This window comes from Haemophilus haemolyticus (assembly GCF_001679045.1).
In the GTDB taxonomy this organism is placed as follows: Bacteria; Pseudomonadota; Gammaproteobacteria; order Enterobacterales; family Pasteurellaceae; genus Haemophilus; species Haemophilus haemolyticus.
The window spans coordinates 14,761-32,339 of the sequence record NZ_LYCK01000001.1 but is presented as its reverse complement, the minus strand read 5'-3'; the positions used below and the strand labels follow the sequence as shown (position 1 = coordinate 32,339).

Below are 17,579 nucleotides of genomic sequence, written 5' to 3'. Positions count from 1 at the left end.
TACTTTCACTTATAAAAATTTTAAGGAAGAAACATGACATTAAAACAACGTTATCAACAAGCGGCCAAGGAAGCTAGTTGGGCATTAGGTCTATCTATTTTATATGTGATAGGTTGGTGCTTATGTGCTTATTTGCCTAAAGAAACTCAAGGGCCGATTGGTTTCCCTCTCTGGTTCGAACTCTCTTGTATTTATTTGCCTATTCTGTTTATTGTAATTGGCCATTGGATTATCAAAATTATTTATCAAGATATCTCTCTTGAAATCAATGATGAGGAGAATCAAAAATGAATTTAGGTATTATTCTCCCTTTAATTATTTATCTTGCATTTATATTTGGTGCTGCGATTTTCGCTTATGTAAAACGTACAAAAGGCGATTTCCTAACGGAATATTATGTAGGTAATCGCTCCATGACAGGTTTTGTGCTCGCAATGACAACCGCCTCTACTTATGCCAGTGCAAGTTCTTTTGTCGGGGGACCTGGTGCAGCTTATAAGTACGGATTAGGTTGGGTATTACTGGCGATGATTCAAGTCCCTGCAGTATGGCTTGCATTAGGAGCATTAGGTAAAAAATTCGCGCTATTATCAAGAGAAACCAATGCGTTAACCATTAACGATCTTTTCCTTTATCGTTATAAAAACAAATATTTAGTCTGGCTATCAAGCCTTGCCCTTCTTCTCGCATTTTTTGCAGCCATGACTGTGCAATTTATTGGTGGTGCGCGTTTATTAGAAACAACCATTGGTATTTCTTATACTCAAGCATTGCTCTTATTTGCTTTAACGGTAGGTATCTATACATTTATCGGGGGATTCCGCGCCGTCGTGCTCACGGATACCATTCAAGGTACCGTCATGATTTTAGGTACCATTATTCTCCTTGTAGGAACCATTTATGCACTCGGTGGTGTAGAAAGTGCGGTTAATAAATTAACAGAAATCGATCCTGCGTTAGTCACGCCTTACGGGCCAAATGGAATGTTAGATTTTCAATTTATGGCTTCCTTCTGGGTGCTCGTCTGTTTCGGGGTCGTAGGTCTTCCACATACTGCTGTTCGATGCATGGCATTTAAAGATAGCAAAGCCTTACATAGAGGCATGCTGATTGGAACAATTGTACTTTCCATCATTATGTTTGGGATGCACTTAGCTGGCGCACTTGGTCGTGCAGTTATTCCAAATTTAACAGTATCAGATCAAGTGATTCCAACTTTAATGCTAAAAGTATTACCACCTATTATTGCTGGTATTTTCTTAGCCGCACCGATGTCAGCAATTATGTCCACAATTGATGCGCAACTTATTCAATCTTCTTCTATTTTTGTAAAAGATTTATACCTTTCTACAAAACCAGAAGCTGCCAAAAATGAGAAAAAAGTAAGTTATTTTTCATCTATTATCACGCTGATTTTGACCGCACTTTTAATCTTTGCCGCCCTCAATCCACCAGATATGATTATTTGGTTAAACCTATTTGCCTTTGGTGGACTAGAAGCCGCATTTTTATGGGTGATTGTGCTGGGCATTTACTGGGATAAAGCAAATGCTTATGGTGCGTTAAGCTCAATGATTATCGGCTTAGGGAGTTATATCTTGCTCACTCAACTTGGCATAAAATTATTTAATTTCCATCAAATCGTACCGTCATTAGTATTTGGATTGATTGCATTTTTAGTGGGTAATAAATTGGGCGAACGCCGTATTGACAAAACTCAATTAAAAGTTACCGCACTTTAAGTATTAATCAATATGCTGTCACCTTCTTCTAAATTAGAGGAAGGTGATATTTAATTTTCTCACTTTCCACAATTTCTACGCTAAAAGATAGAATTGGAACAATTCACAGGGATACATCAATGCTCTATCAAATTCTTGCGCTACTTATTTGGAGCAGTTCATTAATCGTCGGTAAACTCACTTATTCGATGATGGATCCTGTGCTTGTTGTGCAAGTGCGGTTAATTATTGCAATGATTATTGTCATGCCACTCTTTTTACGTCGTTGGAAAAAAATTGATAAACCAATGCGTAAACAGCTTTGGTGGTTAGCATTCTTTAACTATACCGCCGTATTTTTATTGCAATTCATCGGACTAAAATATACATCCGCCTCCAGTGCAGTCACCATGATTGGGTTAGAACCGCTGCTCGTTGTATTTGTCGGACATTTCTTCTTTAAAGACAAAGCAAAATGGTTTCACTGGCTATTCGGCGCAATAGCATTTATTGGCGTGGCGATTTTAATCAATGGTGGAAAAAATAATGCAGGCATTGATAACATCAGTTTATTCGGCTGTTTATTAGTACTAAGTGCTGGGATCATTTTCGCTGCTGTGTTACGTTGGACACAGCGAGTTGTGGCCAAAGTCTCAACGCAAGCCTATACCTCCGTCAGCATTGTACTTGGGACCATCACAACGTTACCGTTTACACTATTACTCACAGAAAACTGGCAAATATCATTAAATTCTACTGGTATTGCTGCTTTATTATATCTTGCCATTGGCTGTAGTTGGCTTGCCTATTGGTTATGGAATAAAGGCCTTAATAGTGTGGATGCCAATATCTCCGGTATTTTAGTCGCACTTGAGCCGTTATTCGGCATCTTATTTGCTGTATCATTACTTAGCGAAACGCTATCATTTTCAGCCGCACTTGGTATAACAATCATCATGCTCGCTACGCTTGGCTCGACTTTACTGCCGAAACTTTTGAAAAAATCGGTATAATACGCCCCATTTTATGAAATAAAGGAAAAAACAAATGGCTTGGATTCAAATTCGCCTAAATAGCACTAATGAAAAAGCAGAACAAATGAGTGATTTTTTAGAAGAAATCGGCTCCGTTTCTGTGACTTTTATGGATAGTCAAGATACACCGATTTTTGAGCCTTTGCCTGGTGAAACTCGTTTATGGGGCAACACCGATGTTATTGCATTATTTGATGCAGAAACAGATATGGCAGAAATCGTCCGCTTATTAAAAGAAGCGAAACACTTAGATAGCAATACGGCATACAAAATTGAACAAATAGAAGACAAAGACTGGGAACGTGAATGGATGGATAACTTCCACCCAATGCAATTTGGTCAGCGCTTATGGATTTGTCCAAGTTGGCGTGATGTGCCTGATGAAAATGCCGTCAATGTGATGCTCGACCCAGGTTTAGCGTTTGGGACAGGCACTCATCCTACAACCGCACTATGTTTAGAATGGCTAGATGGCCTTGATTTAAAAGATAAAACCGTCATCGATTTTGGTTGTGGTTCAGGCATTTTAGCTATTGCCGCATTAAAACTTGGAGCGAAAACTGCGGTGGGAATTGATATCGATCCACAAGCCATTCTGGCCAGTCGCAATAATGCCGAGCAAAATGGCGTTTCAGATCGCCTACAGCTGTTCTTATCTGATGAAAAACCCTCTGATTTAAAAGCTGATGTCGTGGTAGCGAATATTCTTGCTGGCCCTCTCAAAGAACTTTACCCAATCATTAGCCAACTTGTTAAACCTAATGGCGATCTTGGTTTATCGGGCATTTTAGAAACGCAAGCTCAATCGGTATGCGATGCCTATACGCAAACATTTGCGTTAGAGCCAGTCGCAGTCAGAGAAGAATGGTGCCGAATTACGGGTAAGCTAAAAACGCTTTAATTTCTTTTTGTCAATCAAAAAAAGTGTATTTTTTAAACAAATTTCACTTTGCAAAGTAAGGCAAAATGCGTATTATAGCCAGCCTTGTCGGTCGTCGACCAGTTCGACACTAATTAGATTTAGGCTTGCTAGGAAGGTAACGTAAAATGCGAATCGGTTCATACCAATTAAGAAATCGTGTTTTACTTGCACCAATGGCAGGTATTACCGACCAGCCTTTCCGTCGTCTTTGTGCATATTATGGTGCTGGACTCACATTTTCAGAAATGATGTCCACAAATCCGCAAGTTTGGTATACCGAAAAATCCAAATTGCGTTTGGCACATAGTGAAGATTTAGGTCTCAATGCCGTGCAAATTGCCGGTAGCGATCCACTCGAGATGGCGCAAGCCGCTGCCATCAATGTGGAATATGGCGCTCAAATCATTGACATTAATATGGGGTGTCCCGCCAAAAAAGTAAATCGCAAACTCGCAGGCTCTGCATTGTTGCAATTTCCAGATTTGGTGGAAAAAATCTTGCGAGAAGTAGTGGCCGCTGTCAATGTGCCGGTGACCTTAAAAATTCGTACAGGCTGGGATAAATCTAATCGAAACTGCGTTCAAATCGGCAAAATTGCAGAACAATGTGGCATACAAGCATTAACAGTGCACGGTCGTACACGAGCTTGTCTTTTTGAAGGCGAAGCGGAATATGACAATATCAAAGCTGTTAAACAAGCAATTGCCATACCGGTTATAGCCAATGGTGATATTGATTCTGCTCGGAAAGCAAAATTCGTTCTCGATTATACCGGGGCGGATGCCATTATGATCGGTCGTGCTGCGCTAGGTAACCCTTGGCTATTTCAAGCTGTGGGAAACCTAATTGAGCATGATTCGATAAGCCAAATGCCAAGTTTAAGCGAAAAGTGCGGTCAAATTTTGCGCCATATTCAAGAATTACATCAATTCTATGGCGAACAAAAAGGCTATCGCATTGCGCGTAAACACGTGGCTTGGTATTTACAGGGAATTCAACCTGATTCCGTTTTTAAACAGACTTTTAATGCAATTAGTGATCCAAAAGAGCAACTCATTGTATTGGAAGATTTTTTCAATTTAATTTTGGATAAAGAAAAATGTTAGAACAACAACGTAGTCCTGCTGATGCTTTAACGGTATCAGTATTAAATGCGCAATCACAAGTGACCAACAAACCATTACGCGATTCAGTAAAACAAGCATTGCGTAATTATTTAGCGCAATTAGATGGTCAAGATGTGAATGATCTTTACGAATTAGTATTAGCGGAAGTTGAACACCCGATGTTAGATATGATTATGCAATATACTCGTGGCAATCAAACTCGTGCAGCAAATATGCTTGGTATCAACCGTGGTACATTACGTAAAAAACTAAAAAAATACGGTATGGGCTAAGTTATACTTTTTTTAGATAGCAAAGGGCGAACATTTTAATGTTCGCCCTTTTCATTGCATCTGATAAAGCACAAGCGATAACCTGTGCTTTAAATTTATCTTAAAATCAACCGCACTTTATTCTACGGTGACAGACTTCGCTAAGTTACGGGGTTGATCTACGTCAGTACCTTTAATTAAAGCCACATGATAAGAAAGCAACTGCATTGGGATGGTATAAAAAATCGGTGCAACGATATCATTGACTTTTGGCATCGTGATAATTTTCATTCCTTCACTTGGTGTAAAGCCCGCTTCTTTATCAGCAAATACGTATAATTGACCGCCACGAGCACGAACCTCTTCAATGTTCGATTTTACTTTCTCTAATAATTCATTATTTGGCGCAACCACAATTACCGGCATATCGGCATCAATCAACGCTAATGGACCATGCTTCAATTCTCCGGCCGCATACGCTTCAGCGTGAATATAAGAAATCTCTTTCAATTTCAAAGAGGCCTCTACGGCAATTGGATAAAATGCACCACGACCTAAGAAAAGTGCATGATGTTTTTCAGCAAAATCCTCAGCCAATGCTTCAATGTCTGTATCGAATGCTAATGCTTTTTCAATTTCCGCAGGTAAAGATTGCATTGCTTTGGTAATCTCTTGCTCTTTTTCTGCAGAAATATGACCTTTAACTTTACCAAGTGCCGTCACCAACATTAATAACGCAGCGAGCTGTGTCGTAAATGCTTTTGTTGATGCTACCCCAACTTCAACACCAGCACGCGTCATAAATGCAAGATCTGATTCGCGTACTAGCGAAGATCCAGCAACATTACAAATTGTTAATGCCGCCATGTAGCCTTTTTCTTTCGCTAAACGAAGTGCGGCTAAAGTATCTGCTGTTTCGCCAGATTGAGAAAGTGTAATCAATAAGCTATTTGGACGGGTAACAAATTTGCGATAACGAAACTCTGATGCAATTTCAACATCACAGCTCACTCCAGCCAAAGATTCAAACCAATAACGCGCTACCATACCTGCATTATAGGATGTGCCACAAGCAACAATTTGAATATGCTCAACTTTTTCTAAAATGTCTTTTGCACCATTACCGATTGAATCGACAATCACATTTTCATGATTTATACGCCCTTCCATTGTATTGATAAGTGCGGTTGGCTGTTCGTAAATTTCTTTCTGCATAAAATGGCGGAATTTGCCTTTCTCTGCCGCGTCATTTTCAAGATTAGATTCGTAAATTTCACGCTCAACTTTATTGCCGTAAGTATCATAAATATCAACTGTACGACGTGTAATTTCTGCAATATCCCCTTCTTCTAAAAAGATAAAACGGCGGGTAACACTTAAAAGCGCAAGTTGATCTGAAGCTAAGAAATTTTCACCAATACCTAAGCCAATCACTAGCGGACTACCAGAACGAGCTGCCACTAAATGTTCAGGATAGCGACTATCCATTACCACCATACCATATGCGCCCGTGAGCTGTTTTACTACTTTTTTCACAGCTTCTAAAAGTGAATCCGTGCTACGCATTTCCCATTCAACGAGGTGAGCAATCACTTCAGTATCTGTTTGCGATAAAAATATATAACCACGAGATTTTAATAATTCACGAAGTTCTTCATGATTTTCAATAATACCGTTATGTACTACAGCAAAAGTGCCTGACGCATGGGGGTGCGCATTGGTTTCTGATGGTTCACCATGCGTTGCCCAACGCGTATGCGCAATCCCTGTACCACCAATCAATGGTTTCTCCGATACAGCCTCATCTAAAGCTTTAACTTTACCTAAACAGCGCACGCGTTGTAATTCATGATGTTCATTTACCACCGCAACGCCTGCTGAATCATAACCACGATATTCCAAACGATGTAAACCATTAATTAAGATTTCCGCTACATCACGTTGCGCTACCGCGCCGACAATACCACACATAAGCTTTCCTTATTGTTAATTAAATAAAAAATACGTCTACTTTTTTAACCGCACTTTATACGCAAATTACTTCTACGCCATGAGCTAAAATGGCTTGTTTATCTTGTTCTGACAATCCTGTATCAGTAATAAGCACATCAATTTGTTGCCAAGTTAATTCTAAATTTGGCATTTTTCGACCAATTTTCTGAGATTCCACCATCACAACAACTTCGCGAGAAACTTCCGCCATCACCTGGCTTAATCCTACAAGTTCATTAAAAGTCGTAGAACCTCGCGCTAAATCAATGCCATCGGCACCAATAAAAAGTTGGTCGAAATCGTAAGAACGTAGCACCTGTTCAGCTACTTTTCCTTGAAACGATTCCGAACGAGTATCCCAAGTTCCACCAGTCATCAGCAACGTTGGCTCATTTTCTAATGCTCTCAATTCTGTTGCCACCGAAAGTGAGTTCGTCATTACAACTAACCCTTGTTTTAAATTAAGTTGCTTAATCAAAGCCGCCGTAGTACTACCGCTATCTACGATAATACGGTTATGATCACGAATACGTTCGGCGGCGGCTTTCGCTATGACAAACTTTCGTTTCGTAAGTTCATCATTTTCGTTTTCATCAATAATTTCTTTTGGCATTAAAATTGCGCCGCCATATTTACGCAATAAAAAACCATTTGTTTCTAGCGCACTTAAGTCTTTACGAATAGTCACTTCAGATATATCAAAAAGCTGCACTAGCTGCTCTACACTCACTTCACCTTGTTCTTGCAAAAGTTGCATAATTGTATGGCGACGTTGTTTAGTATTACGAGGCTGGCTACTTTTTTTCATAAAGCTATCCTTAAATGCAATAAATTTCGGTTCGAAAGTTTATTGAAAGAATATTGTTTTGTAAAGTAAATTTTAGGTAACAAAAAACCCTGCTCATTGGCAGGGTTTAAAATCATTCAAATGTTAATTATTTGATTGCATCTTTTAATGCTTTACCAGAAACAAACGCTGGTACTTTAGATGCTGCGATTTTAATTTCAGCACCAGTTTGTGGGTTACGACCAGTACGTGCAGCACGTGCATTTACTTTGAATGTACCGAAACCGATTAATTGTACAGGTTCACCTTTTTTGAGGCTTGCAGTAATCGCTTCTAAAGTAGCTTCTAACGCAGCTTTAGCTTGTTTTTTGTTTAATTCTGCAGCGCTTGCAATTGCATCAATTAAATCTGTTTTGTTCATAAATTTGTACCTTCTGTTAAATAAAAATTTGACTCTTCAAAATATGCCTGCGGGCTAACCACAAAAGCTGTGCAAAGGATAATCTAACTTACGATGAATTTAAAGCAAGATTTTTAAAATTTGTGACAAATCTCACGTTATTGATGAAATTCTATACCAATATTAGAGATTCCCTCGGCTCGAATCTCATTTTTTAAATCTAAAATTAATTCAATATCACGTTTTTCACATTCTTTAAGTAAACGATAAATCTGCCATTGCACATCGAGTTCCACTTGAATATCTTCACTTTCTTTAAGTTCGCTGTCCGACCAATCTCGCCCCGTTTCCGTTTCCAATAAACTCGTTACCGTTCCTAAAGAAATTAAGCTCATTTCCACCGCTCTTTCTAATGTTTCACCCGCGATAATAGCGTGTAAAATTTCAGCTAAAGCCTGGCAAGCATCTAACGCTGGCACAACACCAAAACTCTCGTAATCATTCACATCAGGAATAATCGTTTCTAATTTTTCCAACTGATTTTCAAAGTTAATCTTGGCATCTTTAACCGTTAAATATTCCCACACCAAATTGAGAATATTTTGATACGTTTTGGCTTCAGCGCTAAGCTCGTTCATTTGACAGAACAATTTAAAATTTGGTGCCATACGTTCACATAAAGCAGCCATAAAAGTCAGATGTTGCCAACTTTCTAAGTTTTCTAAGCGTTTATGAATCGGATTTCGCATCTTATTTCCTTAATTTATAAGAGTTGGAATATTTATTAATAGCATTTCTGTTCCGCTTTACAGAGTTCAAGCGTCGTATGAATTAATTTGCGAGCGATAGTACCTGTTGGCGGTAATTCTGGCAAGGGTTGATCATAAGAAAACCAATGCGCATCATGAATTTCACTTTCCTGTAAAGTAATTTCACCGCTCTCATAATCAGCCAGAAAACCGACCATTTGAGAATTCGGAAATGCCCAAGGCTGGCTACCAAAATAACGAATATTTTTTATCAAAATCCCCGTTTCCTCAAAAACCTCTCTACGCACCGCTTGTTCAAATGTTTCACCGACCTCTACAAAACCTGCAAGAGTGGTATACATTCCTCCATTCGGGTGATAATGACGTTTATGATTAGCAAGCAATATTTCTTTGCCACGTCGAACCGCAACAATAATGGATGGACAAATTACAGGATAAGTTCGATACCCGCAGTGAGTACATTGCACAGCGAGCTCTTCTTGAATTTGTTGTGTTTTATGACCGCACTTTCCACAAAATTTATGGGTTTTCAGGAAATGATTAATTTCCACACCTCGGCTTAATACATGGAATTCATCCTCTGGCAGAGAAAGTAATCCACGCAAACTTACATATTCTCGTTCATCGCTTTCTTGCTCAGCCACAAGCCATAACGGACGATTTTTCCATTCACCGATTTGCATTGCCTGCAATCCTTCCATTCCAAGCGCTTTAGCCGTACCACAAGGCAACTCATTATTCAGCAAATAAAGGTTCGAACCTTGAGTAAGCAACCAATAACCAAAATCATCTGGATGAAGTGTTTTCATTTTTTACTCCATAAAAATAACCGCACTTTCAAAGTGCGGTTATTATAAATCTTCTTTTTCCCACTCACTAATAATAAGAGTGTTCTCCACGCTGATGTTCGGTTACATCTTTTGCACCTTTTAATTCATTCGGGAATAGGCTAATAAGTTGTTTTTCTACGCCATCTTTTAACGTAACATCCACCATTGAGCAACCATTACAGCCGCCACCGAATTGTAAAATTGCGTAACCATCTTCAGTAATTTCAATTAATGTTATGCGTCCACCATGATTTGCGAGCTGTGGATTAATTTGAGTTTGAATCACATATTCAACACGTTCAATTAATGGCGCATCATCAGCCACCTTACGCATTTTGGCATTCGGTGCTTTTAAGGTAAGTTGTGCACCAAGCTCCTCGGTAACATAATCAATTTCTGCCTCTTCTAAAAAAGGTAAACTCACCTCATCAATAAATGCCGAAAAAGTGTCATATTTCATTTCAAAATCACTTTCTTCCACGGCATTCGGTGGGCAATAAGATACGCCACATTCCGCGTTAGGGGTGCCAGGATTAACTACGAAAATACGAATATTGGTTCCTTCTTCTTGCGTGTCTAAAAGTTTTCGAAAATGCGCTTGTGCGGCATCAGAAATAGCGATTTGCTGGGTTACTTGTTCCATAATTATGTCCTAAATACTTGAGAGAAAGTATCAGGAATAATACGCCCATCGTGCTTTTTTTTCCAGTGCTTTATATTAAGCACGCGCCAGCCCCCACACTTGAATCTCCTCTACGCCTAATTTTCGCAACAATTTTGATATTTCATTGAGTGTAGAGCCCGTAGTAATCACATCATCCACCAGCGCGACACGACGATAAGGAAACTCATTTTTCGAAACAGCAAGAGAAAAGGCATTTTTTAAATTCTGACGACGATCTTTGGCACTCAAACCACGTTGAGTATGCGTGTGTCTCACACGTTTTACGATATTGTTCAAATTAGGAATATCCAGCCAACGACTTAATTGCCGAGATAATAAATCTGCCTGATTATAACCTCGTCTCCACTGGCGAAAATGATATAAAGGCACTGGAATGATTGCTTCTGGCAATTTAAGTTGATGTGTTCGTTTAGCCTCTCGCACCGCAAGATATAAAAGCCGAGCCAAAGTGCGGTCAATCCAAAATTGATTTTGAAATTTAAAACGGTGAATCAATACAGAAAGTGGTTCAACATAATGTCCAATAATGACTATCTTATCCCAACTAGGTTCTTGTTTAAGACAATTACCACAATGTAGCGCATAATATTGCAATTCCGAACCACAATGACCGCAATAAGGAAAAGATTTAATTTGTTTTTGGCAACCTGAACATAGTCCATTTTTTGCGATATGAAGATTGCCACGACAGTGGATACAGCGAAAATTAAAAAAATTCATCGTCTAAAAAAGTTATTTTTTACCCGCACTTTTTTGTTTCAACGCCTCTAACGTTTCTCCTGCTTTTAAAATATGCGGCGTCACGAAAATCACTAGCTCACGTTTTTGATGTCGTTCACTTTCTTTACTAAACAATCGTTTAATGCCAGGTATATCGCCAAGTAATGGCACTTTATCTTCGCTTTTTGTGATCGTATCGTGGAACACACCTCCAAGCACAATAGTTTCCCCATCTTTGGCAAAAACTTGAGTATTAATTTCTTGCTTATCAATAGAAACCACCTCGTTTTGTCCATAAGCGACACGAGAACCTGGAGAGTTTTGGCTCACTAATAAATCAAGCAAAATATTGTTATCTTTAGAAATATGTGGCGTCACTTCCAAACCTAGCACCGCTTCGCGAAATTCCACAGATTGTGTATCGTTACGAGTATTACTCACAACATAAGGAATTTCTGTCCCCTGTTTAATACTCGCACTTTTCTTATTTGTGGTTAGCAAGCGTGGACTTGCAATAATTTCTACATTATTTTCACGCTCTAAAGCACTTAATTCTAAATCAAGCAATCGCCCATTAATTTTCGCGACTTGTAATGCTATCGAGCCAGCAGGTGTCGTCGTTGTCGCAAAATTCACATTAAGATTATCCGCAATATTTTCAAAACCATTACCGGCTAAACTACCCGCTACATGCGCGGCATTTTCCGTTGGGTTAAAAATCCCCCACCGAACACCCAATTCTTTCAAACTCTCATCCGTAATTGTCACAATACGCGCTTCAATAGCGATCTGCTCAATAGGCTTATCCATTTCAGAAATTAATTTTTTAATATTTTGCACAGAACGAGGCTCATCCTGAATAACGAGTAAATTACTGCGTTCATCAAAGGCAATGCTCCCCGCAGGAGAAAGCAAAGAGCCACTTCCTGTGGTTAAAGATTTCATTAACTCGGAGGCTTTAGCAAAATGGAGTTTAACCGTGTGACTCACTAAGTGCGATTCATCTGTAGTAAGATTTCCTGCAACTTGACCTTTGCCTGATAGTCCTCCATTCAGATAATAAATACCCTCATCTTTATTCAAAGTAAGCTTCTTACTTTTAGCAATTATTTGTAGCAAACGCGGCATATCAATATTATCTAATGTCAAAGAAATATTGCCTTCTAACGCCTCATCCATCACTAAATTCACATCATGTTGAAAAGCTAATTGCTCCAGGGTTTGGGCTAAAGGCGCTTGCGATAAACGAATAAAAAAACGTTCGTTATCTGTTTTAGGATTAGCAAAAACGATTGATGGCAAACAAAAACACACTAAAAAACAACTGCACTTTAAAAGATATTTCTTCATAATCTTCCTTTAAAAACTTAATTCTTTCTGTTCAACGCTATCACATTGCTCACCGAGCTTACGCATAAATTGAACTTTATTTTGATTGATTTTTGTTACAACATATCCTTCTTGAGCTACATCAATGCCCTCTAAAACGCTGTAAATTTGCAAATTCTGATCCAGTAATAAGGCAAAAGCTTTATCTTTAGAAATTACTACACCCACCAATTTTAAAGCGTTCAAAGGAATTTCAGCTGCTTGGCGATTTTCATCCGCTCCGCATAGATTATTAGGTACATCTGAGGAAATTATTTCTGTCTGCTCAAGCTCTGTTTGTGCGTTATCAAACTGAGAACGGTTACGCTGTGTTTTATCGAAAGGATCTTGTCCCCAACTGCAATTCATAAAAAATAATGTAATCAGGTAAAACCAATACTTCATTTTGCCTCCTTATCTAGCTGAAAAATGATCTCGGTTTGCAAAGGGCTGTTTTCGGGTTTCATAAATTGCAACCGGCTTACAGAAAGCTGTGACGTATTAGCTAAAAGTGCGGTTAAAAATGTCTTCGTTTTTTCAAAATGCCCAGTAAGCTGTAAATGCAAAATGGGCAGCTGCCCCATTTCCCAACGTAAATGCTGAGATAAACCATTACGTGCAGCTAAACGTTGAATTTGTTTATTCAAAGGCATAATTTGCGCAGCCAGTTCTGGAGAAAGTTTTCGACTTTCGGATTGCTGCTGTAAAGAAGTTAAAATTTTCTGTTGATGCAACAATTCTGATCGTTTCTCCGCTAGCTCATTTTCGGTTTCATGGAAACGTGAGCTCCCCTGGATATAATCTAAAACAGGGCGAAAAATCACCGCACTTAATAGCAATAAAAAAGTTAAACCGTGCACATAAAAAGGCTGGCTTAGCCATTTTCCAAAAGGAGTAAAAGGATCGTTCAAAAAGGCTTTCACTTATCTTCTCCAACTTCTTCCACATCAAAGCGAAAAAACAATGTATGTTGCTCAGGCTGAACTTGACTTAATTTCACATTGGGGAAATGTTGCTTTAAAAATTGATGTACCGACTCAAATTCCATTTGATCTTGCGCTCGCCCCTCAAAACTTAAGTTATGGCCATCTTGTTTAAATCGGTTTAATTCGCCTTTCTGAAGAGGCAATTCACTTAATTGCTGCAAACTATTTTGAACTTGCCCATTCGTGAGAGAGTGCAAAACTTCACCAACTTTCACCGCACTGCGTAACTGATCAATTTGCGTGGTAGTTTTGTAAAGTTGCTGATTAAGTTGCTCAAAAGACTTTTGCTGTGTCTGCAAATTTTGTTTCTGTTGTTCAATCAAATTGCTAAAAGCCAACATTAAATTAATAGCAAGCAAGGTAAATAAAGCGATATAAAAAGCTAAACGACGTAAACGTTTTTGATGTTGATAAGTACGCCAAGGCAATAAATTCATCGACATTTAGCTACTCACTTTTTGTTGATGTAAATCTTTTTGCCACAGCGCATTGCCAAGTGCGATAAAAGGTAAATCTGTTTCGACTCGCTGCCAGTTTTCTGGTAATGGCGTATGACTTGAAGGAATTTGATAAACCAAAATTCGTTCAATTTTCCCTTCAAAACGTTCGGTAAATTGCTCATAAAGTGCGGTCAAATTTTCGTGAGATTGTAAAATTTGCGATTGCTGAGATCTTTCACAAATCGCCAAACAGTAGTCATCTTCTTGAAATAAAAATAAGGTATTTTCTGACCGCACTTGTTCATTCAACAAATATTGAAATGCACGCAAGATGCTATGAGGAACAACATCTAACACATTAATTTTAAATGGTTGAAAATCTTGCAAATAAGTTTGCGCACTCGTCTCTCGAATTGCTGTAATCTCTAAACTAAAACCTTGCTTTAACGGGGTAGAAATATAATCAAACCACAATTCCTCTAAAGGAATGGGCAATTCTTTCTCAATCACAAATTTACATTGTTGATGACATTCTTGCGCATTTAATATTTGCGGCAAAATTAATACTTTCGACCAAGTCAAGTGAGCAGAAATACTTGCCACAAACTGCAAAGAAAAGGTTTTCCCTTGAGATTGTGTTTTTAAATGTCGCAAAAAACGATTTTTTAAATCACTATCATTGATAGAGGCTTGATAACATTGTGGCTGTTCAAGTTCATCAAACCACACAAAATCAAAATTACCTTGTTTACGGTGAATACCAATTTGTAAAGTGCGGTGATTTTTCCGAGAGAATTGCATATTCTTTCCTATTCTTTAAAGGCTGAATCTTTTATACTTAGCAGCCAAATCATAGGTCTCTTAACAAGAATATTCATTAACGAAGCGAGAATTTTACGATGCGGATCGCAAAATTAATATTTAGTACCCTATTAACTTTATGTATTTTAGGTTTAGTCGCAGGCGGAATGCTGTATTTCCACCTAAAATCAGAATTGCCCTCAGTAGAAGCATTAAAAACCGTTGAATTACAACAGCCAATGCAGATTTATACGGCCGACGGTAAATTAATTGGTGAAGTGGGTGAGCAACGACGTATTCCAGTAAAATTAGCTGAAGTACCACAACGCTTAATTGATGCATTTTTAGCGACAGAAGATAGCCGCTTTTACGATCATCACGGATTAGACCCTATCGGCATTGCCCGTGCGTTATTTGTTGCAGTGAATAATGGTGGCGCATCACAAGGTGCAAGTACGATCACCCAACAATTAGCACGTAACTTTTTCTTAACCCCAGAAAAAACTATTATTCGCAAAGCTCGTGAAGCCGTACTTGCCGTAGAAATTGAAAATACCCTAACCAAACAAGAAATCTTAGAGCTTTATTTAAACAAAATCTTTTTAGGCTATCGTTCTTATGGTGTTGCGGCTGCTGCACAAACCTATTTCGGTAAATCATTAAATGAATTGACATTATCGGAAATGGCCATTATCGCAGGCTTACCAAAAGCACCTTCAACCATGAACCCGCTTTATTCTTTAAAACGCTCAGAAGAACGCCGCAATGTGGTGCTAAGCCGAATGTTAGATGAAAAATACATAAGCAAAGAAGAATATGATGCTGCATTAAAAGAGCCTATCGTTGCTAGTTATCATGGCGCAAAATTTGAATTTCGTGCTGATTATGTCACTGAAATGGTTCGCCAAGAAATGGTTCGCCGTTTTGGTGAAGAAAACGCCTACACCAGTGGTTATAAAGTATTTACCACTGTACTTTCAAAAGACCAAGCTGAAGCCCAAAAAGCCGTACGTAACAACTTAATTGATTACGATATGCGTCGCGGATATCGTGGTGGTGCGCCTTTATGGCAAAAAAATGAAGCTGCTTGGGATGATGAACGTATTCTAGCGTTTTTACGTAAATTGCCAGATTCTGAACCATTTATTCCAGCGGCTGTGGTTGGAATGGCAAAAGGTGGTACGGATCTATTATTAGCATCCGGTGAAAAAATGACGCTATCCACTAATGCAATGCGTTGGACTGGCAGAAGTAATCCTGTAAAAGTAGGTGAGCAAATTTGGATTCGTCAACGCACTAATGGTGAATGGCAATTAGGACAAATTCCAGCTGCCAACTCTGCATTAGTATCTATTAACTCAGATAATGGTGCGATTGAAGCTATTGTTGGTGGCTTTAGCTATGAACAAAGTAAGTTCAACCGTGCGACACAATCCTTAGTTCAAGTGGGTTCTTCTATCAAACCATTTATTTACGCAGCGGCATTAGAAAAAGGTTTAACACTTTCTAGCGTATTACAAGACAGCCCAATTTCTATTCAAAAACCAGGACAAAAACTGTGGCAACCAAAAAACTCACCTGATCGTTATGATGGTCCAATGCGTTTACGCGTAGGATTAGGTCAATCCAAAAATATGATTGCTATTCGTGCTATCCAAACGGCAGGTATTGATTTCACAGCAGAATTTTTACAACGTTTTGGTTTTAAACGTGATCAATATTTTGCAAGTGAAGCCTTAGCGCTTGGCGCAGCCTCTTTCACACCATTAGAAATGGCTAGAGCTTATGCGGTGTTTGATAATGGCGGTTTCCTCATTGAACCTTATATCATTGAAAAAATTCAAGATAACACGGGTAAAGACTTGTTTGTTGCAAACCCTAAAATTGCTTGTATTGAGTGTAATGATATCCCAGTTGTTTATGGTGAAACGAAAGACAAAATCAACGGCTTTGCGAATATTCCTTTAGGCGAAAATGCCTTAAAACCATCAGATGACAGTACAAACGGTGAGGAAGTTGATCAACAACCTGAAACTGTGCCTGAACTGCCAGAATTACAGTCAAATGTCACTGCACTTAAAGAAGATGCGATAGATTTAATGGCGGATGCAAAAAATGGTTCATCTAAGATAGAATATGCTCCTCGAGTAATCAGTGGCGAGTTAGCATTTTTAATTCGCAGCGCCTTAAATACGGCGATTTATGGTGAGCAAGATCTAGACTGGAAAGGAACCAGCTGGCGTATTGCACAAACTATTAAACGTAGCGATATAGGCGGTAAAACAGGTACCACCAATAGTTCAAAAGTGGCTTGGTATGCAGGATTTGGCGCAAACTTAGTAACCACAACTTATGTCGGGTTTGATGACAACAAACGAGTATTGGGTAAAGGTGAAGCAGGTGCGAAAACTGCAATGCCAGCTTGGGTCGCTTATATGAAAACAGCATTGAGCGATAAACCAGAACGTAAATTACCATTACCACCAAAAATTATGGAAAAAAGTATTGATACGATGACTGGTTTGCTCTCTCCATCTGGTGGAAGAAAAGAATACTTTATTGTAGGAACTGAACCAACCCGTACATACGTTTCCGAAATGCAAGAGCGCGGTTACTATGTGCCACCAGAATTACAACAACGCTTAAATGGTACTGGAGGAAAAGCGCCCGTGCCAGTTAGCCAGCCAGAAGAACTCTTCTAAAAATGACCGCACTTTAGTGCATAATCAGGCGAGTCAATTGGCT

Annotated in this window: 19 protein-coding genes; 7 read left to right on the top strand and 12 right to left on the bottom strand. The window is 38.9% G+C overall.

The genetic code is table 11. The annotated features are described in order from the left end of the window. Positions 1–33: 33 nt before the first annotated feature. The 6 genes from A8M50_RS00205 (at position 34) to fis (ending at position 5,076) form a co-directional block, all read left to right on the top strand. The gene (locus A8M50_RS00205; protein WP_005646809.1) at positions 34–291 is read left to right on the top strand and encodes a YhdT family protein; all 258 of its coding nucleotides are present in this window, start codon (positions 34–36) and stop codon (positions 289–291) included. Further along, positions 288–1,742 (top strand): sodium/pantothenate symporter, encoded by a 1,455-nt coding sequence (gene panF / locus A8M50_RS00200; RefSeq protein ID WP_005646819.1) that lies wholly within the window; start codon positions 288–290, stop codon positions 1,740–1,742. The genes A8M50_RS00205 and panF overlap by 4 nt, the downstream gene beginning before the upstream one ends. A gap of 119 nt (positions 1,743–1,861) precedes the next feature. Next, positions 1,862–2,734 carry a DMT family transporter gene (locus tag A8M50_RS00195; RefSeq protein WP_005646760.1) on the top strand — a complete coding sequence of 291 codons (873 nt, stop codon included), beginning with the start codon at positions 1,862–1,864 and terminating at the stop codon, positions 2,732–2,734. Between the two features lie 34 nt (positions 2,735–2,768). After that, entirely contained in the window at positions 2,769–3,656 is an 888-nt protein-coding gene (prmA, locus tag A8M50_RS00190; protein WP_005646763.1) for a 50S ribosomal protein L11 methyltransferase, read from the top strand. A 146-nt stretch (positions 3,657–3,802) separates the two neighbouring features. After that, on the top strand, positions 3,803–4,783 hold the full coding sequence (dusB, locus tag A8M50_RS00185) for a tRNA dihydrouridine synthase DusB (protein ID WP_005646865.1): 981 nt from the start codon (positions 3,803–3,805) through the stop codon (positions 4,781–4,783). Then, positions 4,777–5,076: a DNA-binding transcriptional regulator Fis gene (gene fis / locus A8M50_RS00180; RefSeq protein WP_005646807.1), complete on the top strand. Its 300-nt coding sequence runs from the start codon at positions 4,777–4,779 to the stop codon at positions 5,074–5,076. Before dusB ends, fis begins: the two co-directional genes overlap by 7 nt. A gap of 117 nt (positions 5,077–5,193) precedes the next feature. On the opposite strand, the gene glmS is transcribed toward fis, so the two are convergent. The 12 genes from glmS to A8M50_RS00120 form a co-directional block, all read right to left on the bottom strand. Then, complete coding sequence (glmS, locus tag A8M50_RS00175) at positions 5,194–7,026, bottom strand: glutamine--fructose-6-phosphate transaminase (isomerizing) (protein WP_005646821.1); 1,833 nt, start codon at positions 7,024–7,026, stop codon at positions 5,194–5,196. A gap of 55 nt (positions 7,027–7,081) precedes the next feature. Beyond that, entirely contained in the window at positions 7,082–7,855 is a 774-nt protein-coding gene (locus A8M50_RS00170; RefSeq protein WP_005639139.1) for a DeoR/GlpR family DNA-binding transcription regulator, read from the bottom strand. A gap of 127 nt (positions 7,856–7,982) precedes the next feature. After that, positions 7,983–8,255, bottom strand: coding sequence for an HU family DNA-binding protein (locus A8M50_RS00165; protein ID WP_005634530.1), 273 nt, complete (start codon positions 8,253–8,255; stop codon positions 7,983–7,985). Positions 8,256–8,392: 137 nt separating this feature from the next. Beyond that, the gene (locus A8M50_RS00160) at positions 8,393–8,983 is read right to left on the bottom strand and encodes a YjaG family protein (RefSeq protein ID WP_005646805.1); all 591 of its coding nucleotides are present in this window, start codon (positions 8,981–8,983) and stop codon (positions 8,393–8,395) included. Between the two features lie 35 nt (positions 8,984–9,018). Further along, positions 9,019–9,813, bottom strand: coding sequence for an NAD(+) diphosphatase (gene nudC / locus A8M50_RS00155; protein ID WP_005646856.1), 795 nt, complete (start codon positions 9,811–9,813; stop codon positions 9,019–9,021). A gap of 67 nt (positions 9,814–9,880) precedes the next feature. Next, entirely contained in the window at positions 9,881–10,477 is a 597-nt protein-coding gene (nfuA, locus tag A8M50_RS00150; RefSeq protein ID WP_005646831.1) for a Fe-S biogenesis protein NfuA, read from the bottom strand. Between the two features lie 75 nt (positions 10,478–10,552). After that, positions 10,553–11,239, bottom strand: a complete 687-nt coding sequence (locus A8M50_RS00145) for a ComF family protein (protein ID WP_005646871.1) — start codon at positions 11,237–11,239, stop codon at positions 10,553–10,555. Positions 11,240–11,251: 12 nt separating this feature from the next. Next, the gene (locus tag A8M50_RS00140; protein WP_005646861.1) at positions 11,252–12,589 is read right to left on the bottom strand and encodes a type IV pilus secretin PilQ family protein; all 1,338 of its coding nucleotides are present in this window, start codon (positions 12,587–12,589) and stop codon (positions 11,252–11,254) included. Between the two features lie 9 nt (positions 12,590–12,598). Beyond that, positions 12,599–13,012: a pilus assembly protein PilP gene (locus A8M50_RS00135; protein WP_005646770.1), complete on the bottom strand. Its 414-nt coding sequence runs from the start codon at positions 13,010–13,012 to the stop codon at positions 12,599–12,601. Then, positions 13,009–13,530, bottom strand: coding sequence for a competence protein ComC (gene comC, locus A8M50_RS00130; RefSeq protein WP_005646796.1), 522 nt, complete (start codon positions 13,528–13,530; stop codon positions 13,009–13,011). Before comC ends, A8M50_RS00135 begins: the two co-directional genes overlap by 4 nt. Further along, entirely contained in the window at positions 13,527–14,036 is a 510-nt protein-coding gene (locus A8M50_RS00125; protein ID WP_005646745.1) for a hypothetical protein, read from the bottom strand. Before A8M50_RS00125 ends, comC begins: the two co-directional genes overlap by 4 nt. Further along, the gene (locus tag A8M50_RS00120; protein ID WP_005646833.1) at positions 14,037–14,834 is read right to left on the bottom strand and encodes a type IV pilus biogenesis protein PilM; all 798 of its coding nucleotides are present in this window, start codon (positions 14,832–14,834) and stop codon (positions 14,037–14,039) included. It abuts the gene before it with no gap. 98 nt (positions 14,835–14,932) lie between these two features. Here A8M50_RS00120 and A8M50_RS00115 point away from each other — a divergent pair, with 98 nt between their 5' ends. Then, positions 14,933–17,536 (top strand): penicillin-binding protein 1A, encoded by a 2,604-nt coding sequence (locus tag A8M50_RS00115; RefSeq protein WP_005646737.1) that lies wholly within the window; start codon positions 14,933–14,935, stop codon positions 17,534–17,536. Positions 17,537–17,579 lie beyond the last annotated feature (43 nt).

Excerpts from the sequence above, each read along its gene's own strand:
- glmS (WP_005646821.1), bottom strand. The coding sequence starts at position 7,026 with ATGTGTGGTATTGTCGGCGCGGTAGCGCAACGTGATGTAGCGGAAATC.
- A8M50_RS00140 (WP_005646861.1), bottom strand. The coding sequence starts at position 12,589 with ATGAAGAAATATCTTTTAAAGTGCAGTTGTTTTTTAGTGTGTTTTTGT.
- nfuA (WP_005646831.1), bottom strand. The coding sequence starts at position 10,477 with ATGGAACAAGTAACCCAGCAAATCGCTATTTCTGATGCCGCACAAGCG.
- A8M50_RS00160 (WP_005646805.1), bottom strand. The coding sequence starts at position 8,983 with ATGCGAAATCCGATTCATAAACGCTTAGAAAACTTAGAAAGTTGGCAA.
- A8M50_RS00205 (WP_005646809.1), top strand. The coding sequence starts at position 34 with ATGACATTAAAACAACGTTATCAACAAGCGGCCAAGGAAGCTAGTTGG.
- A8M50_RS00125 (WP_005646745.1), bottom strand. The coding sequence starts at position 14,036 with ATGTCGATGAATTTATTGCCTTGGCGTACTTATCAACATCAAAAACGT.
- A8M50_RS00120 (WP_005646833.1), bottom strand. The coding sequence starts at position 14,834 with ATGCAATTCTCTCGGAAAAATCACCGCACTTTACAAATTGGTATTCAC.
- fis (WP_005646807.1), top strand. The coding sequence starts at position 4,777 with ATGTTAGAACAACAACGTAGTCCTGCTGATGCTTTAACGGTATCAGTA.
- A8M50_RS00135 (WP_005646770.1), bottom strand. The coding sequence starts at position 13,012 with ATGAAGTATTGGTTTTACCTGATTACATTATTTTTTATGAATTGCAGT.
- prmA (WP_005646763.1), top strand. The coding sequence starts at position 2,769 with ATGGCTTGGATTCAAATTCGCCTAAATAGCACTAATGAAAAAGCAGAA.
- A8M50_RS00165 (WP_005634530.1), bottom strand. The coding sequence starts at position 8,255 with ATGAACAAAACAGATTTAATTGATGCAATTGCAAGCGCTGCAGAATTA.
- A8M50_RS00170 (WP_005639139.1), bottom strand. The coding sequence starts at position 7,855 with ATGAAAAAAAGTAGCCAGCCTCGTAATACTAAACAACGTCGCCATACA.
- panF (WP_005646819.1), top strand. The coding sequence starts at position 288 with ATGAATTTAGGTATTATTCTCCCTTTAATTATTTATCTTGCATTTATA.
- A8M50_RS00195 (WP_005646760.1), top strand. The coding sequence starts at position 1,862 with ATGCTCTATCAAATTCTTGCGCTACTTATTTGGAGCAGTTCATTAATC.
- A8M50_RS00115 (WP_005646737.1), top strand. The coding sequence starts at position 14,933 with ATGCGGATCGCAAAATTAATATTTAGTACCCTATTAACTTTATGTATT.
- nudC (WP_005646856.1), bottom strand. The coding sequence starts at position 9,813 with ATGAAAACACTTCATCCAGATGATTTTGGTTATTGGTTGCTTACTCAA.
- A8M50_RS00145 (WP_005646871.1), bottom strand. The coding sequence starts at position 11,239 with ATGAATTTTTTTAATTTTCGCTGTATCCACTGTCGTGGCAATCTTCAT.
- dusB (WP_005646865.1), top strand. The coding sequence starts at position 3,803 with ATGCGAATCGGTTCATACCAATTAAGAAATCGTGTTTTACTTGCACCA.